This is a genomic window from Haliscomenobacter sp., assembly GCF_040403615.1.
GTDB lineage: Bacteria > Bacteroidota > Bacteroidia > Chitinophagales > Saprospiraceae > Haliscomenobacter.
On sequence record NZ_JBBAKG010000121.1, the window covers coordinates 1 to 15,469 of the forward strand.

10 protein-coding genes and 1 pseudogene are annotated in these 15,469 nt (G+C 47.2%); all 11 read right to left on the reverse strand.

The window, feature by feature from the left end:
* Positions 1–2,324: pseudogene (locus ABW391_RS25095) on the reverse strand (efflux RND transporter permease subunit); the annotation flags it as partial.
* A 209-nt stretch (positions 2,325–2,533) separates the two neighbouring features.
* Positions 2,534–4,243, reverse strand: a complete 1,710-nt coding sequence (locus ABW391_RS25100; protein ID WP_353484653.1) for an efflux RND transporter periplasmic adaptor subunit — start codon at positions 4,241–4,243, stop codon at positions 2,534–2,536.
* A 39-nt stretch (positions 4,244–4,282) separates the two neighbouring features.
* A complete protein-coding gene (locus ABW391_RS25105; protein WP_353484654.1) occupies positions 4,283–5,446 on the reverse strand; it encodes a TolC family protein in 1,164 nt (387 codons plus the stop codon).
* Positions 5,443–8,592, reverse strand: coding sequence for an efflux RND transporter permease subunit (locus tag ABW391_RS25110; protein WP_353484655.1), 3,150 nt, complete (start codon positions 8,590–8,592; stop codon positions 5,443–5,445). The genes ABW391_RS25105 and ABW391_RS25110 overlap by 4 nt, the downstream gene beginning before the upstream one ends.
* 66 nt (positions 8,593–8,658) lie before the next feature.
* Entirely contained in the window at positions 8,659–9,051 is a 393-nt protein-coding gene (locus tag ABW391_RS25115) for a heavy-metal-associated domain-containing protein (RefSeq protein WP_353484656.1), read from the reverse strand.
* A 34-nt stretch (positions 9,052–9,085) separates the two neighbouring features.
* On the reverse strand, positions 9,086–10,111 hold the full coding sequence (locus ABW391_RS25120) for a DUF8832 domain-containing protein (protein ID WP_353484657.1): 1,026 nt from the start codon (positions 10,109–10,111) through the stop codon (positions 9,086–9,088).
* A gap of 48 nt (positions 10,112–10,159) precedes the next feature.
* Positions 10,160–11,035: a DUF2911 domain-containing protein gene (locus ABW391_RS25125; protein WP_353484658.1), complete on the reverse strand. Its 876-nt coding sequence runs from the start codon at positions 11,033–11,035 to the stop codon at positions 10,160–10,162.
* Positions 11,036–11,194: 159 nt separating this feature from the next.
* Positions 11,195–11,638 carry an HYC_CC_PP family protein gene (locus tag ABW391_RS25130; RefSeq protein WP_353484659.1) on the reverse strand — a complete coding sequence of 148 codons (444 nt, stop codon included), beginning with the start codon at positions 11,636–11,638 and terminating at the stop codon, positions 11,195–11,197.
* A 105-nt stretch (positions 11,639–11,743) separates the two neighbouring features.
* On the reverse strand, positions 11,744–13,972 hold the full coding sequence (locus ABW391_RS25135; RefSeq protein WP_353484660.1) for a TonB-dependent receptor: 2,229 nt from the start codon (positions 13,970–13,972) through the stop codon (positions 11,744–11,746).
* Between the two features lie 122 nt (positions 13,973–14,094).
* Positions 14,095–14,454 (reverse strand): heavy-metal-associated domain-containing protein, encoded by a 360-nt coding sequence (locus ABW391_RS25140; protein ID WP_353484661.1) that lies wholly within the window; start codon positions 14,452–14,454, stop codon positions 14,095–14,097.
* Between the two features lie 113 nt (positions 14,455–14,567).
* On the reverse strand, positions 14,568–15,469 hold a 902-nt coding region (locus ABW391_RS25145; RefSeq protein WP_353484662.1), incomplete at its 5' end, for an outer membrane beta-barrel family protein.

Here is a 15,469-nt window from a genome sequence, read left to right on the forward strand (position 1 = left end):
TTCATCCCCCCGAGCGCACTTTCAATGATGACATTCACATCGTCTACGCTCAGGCCGTAGCGGCCAATCTCTTCCCTTTTGATGACGATGTCGATGTACTTCCCTCCGGTGATGGGCTCTACGTACAAGTCCTTCACGCCATCGATTCCTTCCAGGTGTTTTTTGATGGTTTGGGCAAAAGTGTAGATGCTGTCCAGGTTTTGTCCGTATACTTTGATGCCTACATCGGTGCGAATACCCGTTGAGAGCATGTTGATGCGGTTGATGATGGGCTGGGTCCAGCCATTGGTCACGCCGGGAATTTGCATTTTGGCGTTCAGCTCATTGATGATGCCTTCTTTGCTCAGGCCTTCGCGCCATTCGTGTTTGGGTTTCAGCAAAATGATGGTCTCGATCATGCTGATTGGAGAATTGTCGGTAGCCGTATTTGCCCGGCCAGCTTTGCCGAGTACATGTGCCACTTCGGGGACAGTGCGGATCAATTTATCCTGTACCTGCAACAATCGCTTGGCTTCAGAATTGGATACATCGGGCAAAGTAACCGGCATAAACAACAGCGAACCCTCGTCTAGGGGTGGCATAAACTCTGAACCCAGGCGGGTCAGCATCACAAAACCAGCAGCCAAGGCAGCAATGTTGAGTGCCAGGGTAATTCCCCGCCATTTCAAGCACCATTTCAGAATGGGAGTATAGATTTTTTCCAGGGTACTGGTGATTGGATTGGCCTGCTCAGGTTTTAAATTTCCTTTCAGAAAAATTGAAATCAGCACAGGGGTCAGGGTTATGGCCAAAATTGCATCAATCAGCAGGATGAAGGTCTTTGTCCAGGCAAGAGGATGAAAAAGCTTGCCTTCCATACCCGTCAATAAAAATACTGGGAGAAAAGAAGCGACAACGATGATGGTAGAATAAAACACGCCAGGCCCAACTTGTTTGGAAGAATTTTCAATGATTGCTGCTCTTTCCTCGGGGGTTAGCGGGTCTTTTTTTCGTTTGAACCAGTTTGCCATGATCACGTTTTAGGATGACGCAAAAAATTACTTCGGAGTAGAATTGAGTTTTTCGGCCTGTGCTTCACTGAGGTGGCGGTAGGCGTTTTCGACCATCACAATGCCATCGTCTACTACTACCCCGATGGCCAGGGCAATACCGGTTAAAGACATGATGTTGGAGGAAATGCCAAACATCTCCAGAAAGATAAACCCTGCCGCTACGGAAATCGGCAACTGAATCAAAATAATCAATGCGCTGCGCCAATGAAAAAGAAAGACCAGTACGACGATGGAAACCGTGATGATTTCTTCAATCAAGGTTCCTTTTACCGATTCGATGGCCTCTCCGATCAAGGTGCTGCGGTCGTATGAGGTTTTAAACGTTACGCCTTCAGGTAGTCCTTTTTCTACTTCCTGCATTTTTTCTTTGATGGCAGCGATTACACTATTGGCATTTTCGCCGTATCTCATGACCACGATCCCACCTACTACTTCACCCTGACCGTCCATATCAAAAATTCCGAGTCGTAAATCTCCACCCATTTGCACCCTGCCAATGTCTTTTACCCTCACGGGAATGCCATCGTAATTGCTCAAAGCAATCTCTTCAATGTCGGCTTTGTTTTTGATGTACCCCAGGCCACGGATGATGTAAGCCATATCGGCCATTTCAAATTTTCGGCCACCGACATCGTTGTTGTTGGCTTTGACCTTGTTCATGATGTCCATCAGGGAAATGTTGTAGAACTGGAGTTTCACTGGATCAATGATCAATTGGTATTGCTTTTCAAAGCCGCCAAAAGAGGCCACTTCAGCTACGCCAGGAACGGTTTGTAGTGCAAATTTGATGTACCAATCCTGCAGTGCTCTTTGCTCGCCCAAGTCCATTTTGGGGGCATCAAGGTGGTACCAAAAGATGTGTCCAACCCCTGTTCCATCTGGCCCCAAAGAAGGGGTAACCCCCTGCGGCAGCAAACGTTGTGCAAAATTGAGTCGCTCCAGCACCCTGGTTCTGGCCCAATAAATATCCACATTGTCTTCAAAAATCACGTAGACAAAGCTCATCCCGAACATCGAACTGCCCCGGATATTTTTGATTTTCGGGATGCCTTGCAAGTTGCTCACCAGCGGATAAGTAACCTGATCCTCGATAACCTGAGGACTTCGCCCCATCCATTCCGTGAAAACAATCACCTGGTTTTCACTTAAATCGGGAATCGCATCGATGGGGTTTTTCTGGATGGAGTACAAGCCATAAGCAAACAAGGCTGCGGAGACCATCAGCACCAGCAGTTTATTTTGTAAGGCGAGCCCGATTATTTTTTGAACCATGATGGAATTTTAAAAGCATTGCTCCGAGCGAGCAATCTAGGATTGTCGCCCGGAGCAATCGGGTCAATAAATGGAATCTGCACAATTATGGATAAGGTTTGAATAATTTACAGTTTGTCCAGAGACAATTGCTTGCGTGTCTCAAGGTTTTGAAATACGAGGGTGTAAGCGTATGTTTAATTTTTTGTGGTACTCGGCTGCTGTAAAAGTTATTGGTTCAAGTACATCATCTTCACCTCATAAACTCCGCTTACCACAATTCTTTTACTTTCCTCCAGGCCTTTCAGGATTAGCGTGCGAGAACCATCGTTTTCTCCCGTCTGGACGTAAGTCAGTTCATACTGTTCTGGTGCCCGTTTATGAAAAATCGCTGTTTTGCCATTTATTTCGGTCAGAGCAGTATTCGGTACGGCAATTTCACGGCTGGATTGCTGGTTTACCGCTTTGACCGTAACAAATTCGCCAATTTTGAATGTGCCCTGAGGATTCACCATTTCAAAGAGTACGCGTTGGCTTTGATTGCCTGGATCTAGCGATTGTGCTTGAGAAATGATTCGAACTTCGGCTGTTTTTTGGTCATTAGTGGAAGAAGTTACCAAAAATGTATTGCCCGCTTGAATGGTCGGTAAATCCTGGCTAAAGACTTGCGCTTCCACATAAATCTTGTTTAAATTTGTTACTGTAAACAACGTTTGCCCCGCTACAACCTCAGAGCCGGGGGTAAGCGTAAATGCACCGATGATGCCGGCAATGGGGGCCTGCAGCGTTACAGTGCGCTGATTGGCCGAGGCATTGGCGCTGACTGCACTTTTTTCCAGGGTTTGCAATTCAACCCTGGCGGCATTAAAAGCAGCTTCTGAGGCTTGAACATCTCGCCCGGCGGCAATGTCTTCAATTTTTTTCAGGCGTTCATATTCACGTTTTGCGGCAGCAAGACGGGCTTTTGCGGTTTCGATTTGTACCGCCAGACCCGCATTATTTGCAGCAATATTTACTTGATCAGACGTGCCCACATTCTGCTGTAAGACCGCCAAAGTCTGCCCAGCGCGCACAGATTGACCTACCTGAACATTGACCCGGGTAATGCGGCCACTTTGCGGCACAACGACCGTACCCATACCCCCTGACGACGGAATCACAGTGCCAAACACGGTGGCCGCCGACTGGTAATCGTCCTTTTCAATGGATTGGGTTGAGATTTCAAATAGAAATTGCGTTTCCTTTGGGGCATAAACCGTCTTGCCATAACTGGTGCCTCCCGCTGCCGGGCCGTGATCCTCGTCGCCATGGGCAAAAACAGGATTCAAATTCGGCGTTGAAAACCAGGCACTAGCCAACAAAAACAAAATGGTCAACACTCGACTACGCCGCCGACTTACTACCCACATGCCCAAGCCGCCCAGCAAGATTCCACCAGCCAGCCATAGCCAATGTCCAGCAGCTTGGTTCGTTGGAGAAATTGCGACGTCAGCCCCGGTATTTAATTTTTTCCCTACTGCAATGCCTTGCACCCCAATCAGGTCTGCGCCATTGGGATGGTTGATTTGTACATTGAGGGTATATATTTTGTTTCCTTTGAAGGTACTGTGCAACTCGTACACCCCCGGAGAAAGTATCTTGACCTCGAAAACCATTTTGGCATCTTCCATGGCACTGATTTTCAGCTCTGCTTTATCAATGGGGCGATTGGTTTTATAATCGGCAACGAAAAAGGTCAGGTGCGCGGGTTGCCCGGCTTTGAGTTCGGGGTAATAGCACGTGAGTTCATACCGATCTGATTGGCCGTAAGCGGTAAAATGGTCCTTGGCCACACCGAGGTCAGTGGGAACTTCGTCGCCATGTGCAAAAATGGAGAGGGGCAAAAGTAAGATAAATATTGCCAAGCAAAAAAAATGGGTAAAACGCAAAGTTGGTTTCATAACCAAAGTATTTTTTAGATTAAAATCATTGCTTTACATTCATTTGCCTGAGAAATACAGCATTTTTATCCTTGCGGATTCAAACGCTTGCAACTGCAGGGCGTATTCACGGGTAATAGAAAAAGCTTCATCCAGGGTGCGCAGAAAGTCAACGTAATTCACTTCTCCAGCTTCGCGCAATCTGCTTGCGGTAGTGATGAGCAAACGACTGCGTTGCAATGCCTCCCGCTCGTTGTAACGAATGTTGTCCAATGCAGTAAGTGCGTCGGTACTGATAGTGGCGAACTCCAGTGAGACGGATTGGGTTTGTGCATCCACTCGGCTTTGGGCAGCCTTGGCCTCAGCTTCGGCACTTCGACGGCCGCCCTGATATTGTCCAGTCCAGAGTGGAATGCCCACTGCTGCCCGAAAACGATAATCCAGTGGAGTACCCCGAGCGCCCTGATTTAAGTACCCCAGGGAAAAATTGGGCAGTGCCTGGCTTTTGGCGAGGCTAAGCTGCCGTTCGGCTACTTGAACGGCTTGTTGTTCGTAGGCGACATTTGGATTATCGGTTGATGCGGAGCTAAACTTTAGCCCCAGGGTATCTGCAAGCAATGGTGCCAATGTGCCGAGATCAGTCAATCCGCTCAAAAGGATCAACTGATTCCGAGCCGCTGCAGCCTTACGTTCGGCCGCCAAGCGTTCCTGATGAACCTTGGCAGCTTCGTTTTCTACCAGTGTTTTTTGTAAAAAATTAATTTCTCCAGCCGCAAATTGTCGAGCAGCGGCAGCAATGATGCTGTGATACAAACTATCCCGCACGCCCCATTGGCCTGCCTGGTATGCACTTGCCTGGGCATTCAGGTACAATTGCCGTGCGGCATAACGCAAGTCGTTTTCGTTCACCTTTTGCCCCACTTGAGCAAGGGCAGTTTCGGCCTGTGCCACTTGTTTTTTCCGCGCATACACCGTCGGAAAATCAAAAGATTGTAGTATCCCAACTGCATAAAATTCCCCGGTAGGGCTTTCTATGTTCACTTCCGGATTGGGCAGGCTCAAAGCCGACTTTTCAGCGTATTTTTTGGCTTGCGTGCTGAATGAAGCAGCTTGTAAGAGCGGATGGTTTTTGAACACGGCATCAACCACGGCCTCAACAGAGGTTTGTGCCGTAGCGGTTCGAGCCAGCATGCTCAGGATGCATATTTTTACCCAAAGTTTCATAACAGATTATTGTCAATTTCCAGTTTTGCAGATTGATTCTTTCCTTCAAAATATTCCTCCAGTGCTTTCTTCCCCCAAAGCCAAAATACAGTAGGTGTAACGATCAGATCCAACAAGGTAGAAGAGAGCAAGCCCCCCAAAATCACCGTGGCAACGGGGTAAAGAATCTCCTTACCTGCCGCTTGCGCATTGAGGGTCAGTGGAATCAAGGCCAATGCAGCTACCAAGGCGGTCATCAACACGGGTACCATCCGTTCCAGGGAACCCCGGATGATCATTTTTTGGTCAAACTGTTCGCCTTCGTGTTCAATCAAGTGGATATAGTGGGAAATCATCATGATGCCATTGCGCGAAGCGATGCCCGTAAGCGTGATGAAACCCACCATTGTAGCCACCGAAAAAGTACCACCCGTAAGCCATACTGCCACCACACTGCCCACCAAAGCAAGCGGGATATTGAGCATGACCTGTAAAACGATACGCCACGAGCGGAAATGGGCATACAAGACCAGAAAGATGCCCAACAAAACAAAGATGCTCAAGATGCCGATGAGCCACGACGCCTCTTTTTGCGCTTCAAACTGTCCGCCGAATTCCAAAAAATACCCTTGTGGCAACACAATTTTTTCCCCCACCGCCTTTTGAATCGCGGCAACCGTGCTACCGAGGTCACGGCCTTGTACATTGCATGAAACGACTATGCGCCGTTGGCCGTTTTCGTGGCTGATGGTGTTGATGCCTTTTTCATATTCAATCCGCGCAATGCTTTCCAGGGGGATTACGCCACCAGTGGAGGTATGAATTTGGGTTTGTCGGATATTTTCAAGGTTTTCGCGGTCTGCGGCAACGGCGCGCAAAACCAGGTCAAAGGTTTTTTGGCCATCTAAAATCTGGGAGACCACTCGACCGCCATACAGCACTTCAAGGTCGCGAGCTACTTTACCTGTTTGAATTCCATAGCGCTGGAGGGCGAGCCGATCGAGTCGAATGGTCAATTGTGGGACGAGTACCTGTCGCTCCACCTGAACGTCTACCGTACCCGGGATACCTTTAACGGCGGTTTGAACTTCTCCGGCCAATGCCCGGAGCTCAGTGAGGTCTTCGCCAAAGATTTTAATGGCCATTTGGGCGCGAACCCCGCTCAACAAATGATCGAGTCGATGCGAAATGGGCTGACCGATGCTAACCGACACTCCGGCCAGATTGGACAATTGCTTCCGGATGTCTGCGGCCACTGCTGAACGCGGTCGGGCATCTGGGCGCAATTCAGCTTCAATTTCAGAATTGCTGACTGGCTCTACGTGTTCATCTAATTCGGCACGGCCCGTTCGGCGTGCGGTATACTGTACATCGGGGATGCGCAAGATGAGTTTTTCGGCTACGGTACCAATTTTATTGCTTTCTTCGAGTGAAGTGCCAGGTGGAGCAAATAGGTTGATCGTGAAGCTACCTTCATTGAAGGGAGGCAAAAATTCTGATCCGAAGCGTGTGACCATAAATACCGCTCCCAACACCAGCGCAAGTGCGCCTGCAATCACTGCGCGGGGGTAAGATAGCCCCAGGTTGAGCAACTTCAAGTCCTGCTTTTTGAGCCAGCGCACCAGCCAGGACTCACGGCCTGCATTGAGATTTGAATTGGGCAAAAGATAACTGCACAGCGCCGGCGTAAGGGTCAGTGAAACGAGTAGCGACGCCAGGATTGAGGTGATGTAGGCAATGCCCAGCGGCGCAAAAATGCGTCCTTCGATACCCTGCAACTGAAACAGTGGCAAAAACACCAACACCACAATGATGGTCGCGTAAACGATGGAGTTGCGCACCTCGCTACTCGCATCAAAAATCACTTGTAAGGAATTTTTAGGTTTTCCTAAAGCTTGGTTTTCTTGCAAGCGCCGGAATACATTTTCCACATCAACAATGGCATCGTCTACCAACTCACCGATGGCAATGGCCAATCCACCAAGTGTCAAGGTATTGATTGAAATTTCGAACCATTTGAATACCAATGCCGAGATAACCAAAGAAAGTGGAATGGCGGTGAGGGTGATGACCGTGGTGCGGAAATTCAGTAAAAATAAAAATAACACAATGATGACCAAAATAAATCCATCGCGCAGTGCCTCTTCTACATTGGAGATGGCATTCTTGATAAAGTTTTTTTGTTGAAAAACGTGGGGATTGAGCAGTACATCAGAGGGAAGAGAAGGTTGTAACTCCGTCAGTGCTTTTTCGATGGCTGCGGTGAGTTCGACCGTACTGGCACCAGGCTGTTTTTCAATGGTCAAAACAACCGAAGGACGTGCATTGACGGAAGCATCGCCGCGCTTGATGGCTGCACCGAATTGTACGTCCGCTACTTGACTGAGTAGAACTGGATTGCCCTCTGGGGTGGCCACAACGGTTTTACGCAAGTCTTCCAAGTTGTTGGCTCTTCCCAATACCGAAATCAACACTTCCGAGCCGTAGCGATTGAAAAAACTGCCCGTTGAATTTAAATTAGCGTCTTCCAAAGCAGCTCCGACATCTTCAAGGGTCAGGTTGTACTGTTTGAGTTTTACGGAGGATACCAAGATTTGATACTGAAGCCGGTCCCCACCCATCGGGATGACCTGAGCTACGCCCTTAATGGCCAACAATCGGCGGCGGATGACAAAATCGGCCAAAGTGCGCAAATCGGCGGCGGAGCTCCGTATTTTGCCGGTGCTGTCTGCCTTAGTAGATACCCCCAAGAGCATGATTTGCCCCATCACCGAAGAAATGGGACCCATCACCGGAACGATGCCATCGGGCAATGCAACAGTGGCCAGTTTTTCTGCCACCAGTTGGCGAGCGCGGAACACGTCTACGTTCCAATCAAACTCTACAAACACCAAGCCAATACCCCGAGAGGAACTGGAGCGCACTACTTCCACTCCGGGAGAGCCATTTAAAGCGATTTCGACGGGCAATACTGCTTGTGCCTCTACTTCTTCGGGCGACATGCCCCCGGCTTCCAAAAATACCGTTACCCGTGGACGATTGAGGTCGGGGAGAACATCCACCGGGAGTTTTACAGCAGTCCAGGTACCCCACACGAGCAACAAAGCAGCAGAAGCGACTACAAACAGCCGATTTTGTAAGGAGAATAAAATGATCCGATTGAGCATGGGTAGAAAGATGAAGCTGCTCTGGGCATTTTTGTTACTAAACACCCAGAGCAGATCGATTATAAACTATTGCTTTTTGGGTTCTTCCGCCATGCAAGACTTGGTTCCTCCTGCTTCGCCGGTACGATCGTACTGGCAACAACCGTGGAGCTTGTTATAGGCTTCATCGTTGGCTTTGTAGCCAGCATTGTCGTAACCAGCCATGGCAACAGCCTTCTGAACGGCATCGGCGGATGTCTTTTTGTTCTTAAAAGTAATGGCCAACATATCGGTTTTTGCATCCCAACTTGCGGTAGTGGCATCGGCATCAAGAGCAGCTTTTTCGATGGTCTTTTTGCACATGCTACAATTGCCCAGCACTTTGAACTGAGTACTTTGCTGGTTGTCATTTGCAGCCGTTTGAGCAAAGGCAACCTGAGCAAACAAAGCTAAAAACAAGAAAAATGCAATCTTTTTCATGGTTTTTTAAATTGAAGGTTTTTTAAATTTTTGGTTATTGATGGCCAGAGTGTTCGTCTTCCTTATGACCAGCATGATCGTCATGCATCGGCCCCTGTTTTACTTTCAACACCAAATCAGCGGTATGTACTTTGCCATCGGTTTGGAATTGCAACCAACCGCGATAAGTACCCGGTTTAGCAAAAGTGGTGTGAATGTCCAATTTTCCATTCTCTACAGACGGGTGGGTGTGTACAAATTCCTTGGAGGCTACTTCAACCATCACCAGGTGCGCTTTTTCACCGAGGTAATTTTCAAAAGTCGCAGGATCTACGGCTTTTCCACCCTGCTTGATCGACACTGGAATGTGTTGCTGAGTACCCGAGGTAAAACCCGTTCCGTCGTGTCCCGGTTCCAGAGAGAGAGTAAACCCGTCGATGGTGGTGCTCAGTTTAGGTTGAGTGTAAGCGATGGCTTTGGCGGGTGTGCCAACCACGTTGATTTCTGTTTTATTGACCTGGTTCAATCCACCAGTCGGTTTGAAGTCCGCAAAAGCCCAGTACTTGCCCCCGGCATCAAAACGGGTTTCGTTGTGTCCACGGCCATTGGTGAAATTCTCCCCTTTGCCCAGCACTTTGATGTCGTAACTGCCTGAAGCAGAAAATTCCGGGTGAATGTGGTCAAACGTAGACAGATCGTCGCTCACCAGAATGAGGTGCATTTTTTTCTCATGAACAAGATCGAGCGGTACCGCTGCACTCTCGTTGCCTTTGATCTGAGGGGTAAACGACATCATGCCCGGTTGACCGGCTTCAAATTGCGCAGGATTACTGGAAAATGCAGTAATGTATACCGATTTATTGGCTTCGACCTCCGCCTTGGTAGGTTCAAGATCCATGTGACATACGGGGCATGAGCCAGGCTTGTCGTAGGTTTTTCCATCTTCGCAGTTCATCGGACAGATGTATTTTACACCAGCTGCGGCGGTTTTTACTTCAGATTTGGGCGCATTGTTTTGGCAAGCCGAAAACAAACCAATGGAAAGTACAAGCACCAGGCTTGCGGTTAACAGGTTTTTCATTTGATAGTATTTAGAAATTGATTAAAGTCAAGTTGTTTTTAGCAGGTGTTACTTCAACTTCAGCCATTCGTCAACGCGTTTCTTTAAAGCTGCAACAGCAGCGGTTCTGTTTTGCTTTTCTCCCAAAACGATTGCGCGCTGAGCCATTTGGGTGGCCATCTGATAGTCTTGCATATCGGCAAAGATCTTTTGTGCCAAATTGGGAATGGCGAAGTTTTCAAGATCCAATTTTTCTGCGGCTAAAGCCCACTGTGCAGCTTGTTGCAAGTCTCTACGGGTCGCATAGTAATAATTGGCCGCTTGAAAAAGCAAATCCGCATTTTGTTCTTTGTTTTTGAGGAGCCGCAGCTGTATTTCGGTCATAATATCATCGTCCGCTGGGGTACGCAAGGGAATTCTGACCAGCGTATTTTCCCAAAGCAAATTCAGAGAAGCCTCGCCATTTAACTTAAAATCATTGATCTCGATGCTGAAAGTTTCGTAAAAACGTTCGGTTCGACTCGATTTTATCGTGAAGCGATGGGCATCCTTTTTTTGATCGTATCCAAAAGAACCATGCAAAGAAGCATCGGTGTTGAGTACAATCGTCCACTCCTCTGCACCTGGAATCGTAAACAGGGAATATTTACCCGGCTCCATTTTTTTGTCGCCAATAATTACCGCCGCTCTGAATTCCAACGTAGTACATTCTCCAGCTCCAGTACGCCAGAGACTGTCGTAAGGTACTAATGCACCAAAGATTTTGCGCCCTCGTGTCAAGGGGCGTCCATAGGACACCTTGATTTCAAGCTCTCCAAATTGTTGAGTAAAAGTAGCATCAGGGCTAGGCGTAGGAACCTTAAAGTCTATTTTACTTGCTTGTTGCTGAGCAGACAATGTCCAGAACAAAAACAACAGCGCATTGAATAGCAATAGCTTTTTCATGCATAAGTATTAAAAGGTGGAAAAATGAAGTCAAATATTAGACCCTTGAATTATTCCCATACAATCAGCGAAATACTCCAGATCATCTGAAAGTAGTCATGAAACAAGGAGGTCGGGGCTTTTTTGTCAGACCGACAAAAGCCAGAATAGCAGCAACAACTAACAAAGGAAAGACTGTATAAACACCCGAATATCGGTCACCTGAGGCGGTGGTTTATACAGGTAAAAACGCAGTGTTTTTTGACTGATGGGAGCGAAATCAAGTGCTAATGCCCGTGCAGGCAAGGCTTGAAAATCAAAAGCTTGAAAATGGAATGCAGGTAAGGCAATTTTTTGCGTTGCCCCCTTGATATCGGATTTAAGGAATTGTGATTTGTCCTGGCAGCAAGGCTTTCGGTTGATTTGCGGTGCTTTGTCTAACTGGCAAGTTTGAGATTTTTGCCAGGAAGTCCGATAGGTTTCTTTTGGCGCACAGCAGCTGTACGGTTTGACAAATACCCCGATGGTTCTGCCTTTCATTTGGCACAAGTGCTCAAATACGGTTACCCCCGTTGAGGACAACAGCACGTTGAGTACCAAAATGAGGTGTAAAATCTTGAGCATTTTTAAGCAATTGTTACCAATGCAAAAATAAAACGTTTTCTGAATTAATTTGTTGTAAGTCGCTGATTTTTAGAAATAATTCGCAATTCCAAACTGGCTATTTCTTCACAATCTCAGCCGCATACCCAAGTAAAATTCCCTCCCCCGCGTAGGCCCCCAGGCAAAAGCCGTATCGAAATATTCCCCAAATGGATTTTCCCAATTGATGATGGGGCGGATTTGCCGGAAATCGAACAGGTTTTCACAACCTGTGTAGAGGTCCAATTTTTTCCAAACTTTGGTGAATTGGGTATTGCTCACGGAATATGCACGAGAAAAACCGGGCTGTTGGAAATTCTCCGGTAAAGTTTGGGTATCGGGCAAGCGCTGTAGACCCAGCCAATGCACATTCACATCGAAGTGCCACTGCTTGTTTTTGGGTTCGTAAGAAAAAGCAGCCATCAGCCGGTGTTTGGCATTGAAGGGCAATTGAATTTTTTGCTCTCCATTGCGGCGGTATACATCTAGAAAATTGTAAGCAAATTTGGCTTCAAGCACACTGGCTACATTGAATTTTGCATCCAGCTGAAAGCCGTTGGAAATCGAAACGCCACGAAAATTTTGAATGATGGCCAAACCTGGATCGCTGTCGTAATCAGGGAAAATTTGATTCTGGAAACGCGTATGGTACAAATCCATGGAAAAAGAAGCCACTACTTTTTTCCAGGTGGCCGTATGGGTAAGGTTGAAGCCAGTATTCCAGGCCTTTTCCAATTCTAGGGGCTCAGCAAACTGGATGTCGCGCGAGCTGATCAGCAGAGAAATGTTTTCGGTAAAGAGGTTTACCGAACGCAGGCCGCGACCCACATTTGCCCGAATGACCGTAGCATCACCCGCATTGTACCGCAGGGTGAAACGTGGAACAAACTGCCAACCAAACTGGCGGTGGTGATCCACCCTGGCACCAGTAATGATACTCATTCGATCAAAAACAAAAACGTTTTCGGCAAAAAGCCCCGGTGTGCGTTCCTGGCGCAAATAGTCGCCGTCGAAGGTACGCTGGAGGGTATTGTTGGAAAAACGGATCTTTTCATCCAGATTGAGATGGCGGTAACTCAAGCCAATTTTTAAGTCATGCTTTTGAGCCCATTGCTGCTCGTATTGCACATTCGCGTAGGCATTCAGGTGTTTTGCTTCGTATTGGGTGACGCCAAACCAGGCAGATTGACGATGTTGGAAAGTGGAGGCAATCAGCGATATTTTTGATTGAGGACTAAAGCGATAACCCGTTTTGGTGTACAATTCGGGCTGTTGGTAGTGTACAGTTTGACCGTAAACCTGATTAGAACCGCTGTCTTGATCTGCATTAAAGGAAGTTTGTCCACCAATCCGTTTTTCATCCAAAAAACGCAAGCCAATTTTGCTGCTCCAGCCCAGACTTTGTTCATCGCCCAAGGTGAATTTTTGGTACACGGCCAAGCGCGTCAGCATGGGCAAGTCCAAAAAAGTATCTTCATCCCGATCGCGTTTACCTGCGGGTTGAACCAAGTGTACGGAACTCAAACTTTTCCAATTTTTTCCCAAGAGGGTGGAAAAATTGGCATTGAGGTGTTTTTCGCCAAAGGAATTGAGGTAGGCGTTGAATAGGAATTTTTCTTGGTCGGGTTTAGGTTCTTTCAATACCACATTGACCTGGCCACTGATGCTTTCAAAACCTTGTAAAACGGAATTGGCACCTTTGGCCACAAAAATTTGATCCACCAAGGTACCCGGGATGGAGCTGATGCCATAAGTAAAAGAACTGCCCAAGATCATCGGCATGCCATCCACTAAAATTTGATTGTATACCCCGGACAGTCCCAGAATGCGCAGTTCTTTGCTATTGAGTAGCAAATTGGTGGTTTGTGCCTGAATGGAGCCTTGGGTTTCAAAACAACCCGCCAGATCACAGCAGGCAGCTTTGGTGAGTTCTTTTTGGTTGATGACTTCAACTTTGATGCCTTGCAAGGCTGAGATAAAGGAGCCACCTTGTTGGGCTACAACTGTTGCAGCTTCCAGATTTTTAGAATCAGGGCTGAGGTAAACGGAGAAATAAGTACGCTCGCCAATGGCTATTGTGTCGGTTTTGAATCCTAAAAAAGAAACGACCAAACGACGGTCAGCCGTGGCGGGCACATTGATTTCAAAAACGCCAAATTCGTTGCTCGCTACGCCTTGAATAGTTCCGACTAAAGACAGCGTTGCACCGGGTAAAATTTCATTGCCTGTGGGGGTTTGCCCGAAGATTTTGCCTTTAATAGTTTGGGCAAAAAGGCTGCAAGGAAGCAGGAAAGCGAACAGTAGGAATAAGCGCATGAGCGTATAATTTGAACAGTAACCTGTCTGTACCATCATCAGGGCTGGATAACCCGAAAGTTTAAAACTTTCGGGTTATCCACTGAAAGCTTGGCTAAAACTTGGAGAACAAGCTAATAAGCTTATTTAGGCGACAGATAAGTCACTGCTTTTACTTTGTAAGGCAATTCGCCATCTTTTTCGCAACCTTCGGTTTTTTCAATCAAGCTGCGGATTTTTGCTTCGGAAATAACCCCAGTGTGGTATTTCACCTTGATGTTGGTCGCTTCTTTTTTGGCATCGTTGGCAGTTACCTCATCGATGCCTTCCTGGTTGACCAGTTTCTTTTTGAGGGTCGCCAGGTCACCATTGCAGCATACCCCGCTTACTTTTACAGTAACTACTTTTACTTCGTCCTGAGGGGCGTTGGCCGTTTGCGCTTGCAGTCCCTGAGCGAAGCACAAGCCTACCATGGTCAATAGGGTAGCAAATACATTTTTCATGTTCGATGATTTTGAAAACTTGTTTAAGCATTTTTGTGATACAAAAATAGACGCAATCAGAATGTCTTGCTCATTTTATTTGTGGTTTAACAAAAAGATAAAATTTAAACCATTCAAAATTTTCGACTGTAGCCTACTCGAAATGCCTGTGTTTCATAATAATCGGTAGTGACGTAATAAAATCCATTTCCAGTAATGGTCTTGTGGATTCGAAGTGTATTCAGCACATCGGTTGCATTCAGGTACAATTCTCCTTTGCCCTTTTGGATGGTTTTTTTCAAGCCCATATTCACTGAAAACCTTGATCCGATCTCGCCTTGTGGAATGATGTCTGGCGCCAGGTAAATACTGCTTACTTGCAAGTCGATTTGCTTGGGAAATTTGAAAGCTGCATTCAATTTGACATTACCAGAAGTGAAGGTTTGTTTGGCTGCAGAAAATACCGACGGGACGGGGTACTTGTTTTCAACGGTGAACGCATCGATGACGTTGCGGTATACATTGAAGTTGGCATTGAACGAAAACCATTTGGACACCGATTGCTGGAGTATCCATTCCAGCCCAGTATTGTAACTCAGGCCTGCATTCTGATAAATGTTGTAAATGATGGTGCTGCCCGGAACGATAGTCCCAATGCGGATTTTGGTGCCATCGGTGATGCGGTGGTACAAGGCCGAGTACCAATATCCCTTGGCCCAGGAGCTTCGATACCCCAATTCAAAAGTATTGGTAAATTGCGGGCGCAAAGCAGGGTTGCCCACCTTCAAAATTTCAGGTTCATCGTATTTGGGAAAAATACGGATGTCGCCTTCATCGGGACGGTCTACCCGACGGTTGTAAAACAAGGATAGTTTGTGGTTGTCTGGCAAGTTGTAGCTCAAGCGAACACTCGGAAAAGGTTGGGAATAGTTGTAGCCATCGCTTTTGTAGGTATTGTGCTCGGGGTTTACGGCGTACTTTAGCTGAACGTACTCCAGGCGCAGGCCCGCTTCCAGCTCGAAGTTGTTGCGTTCGT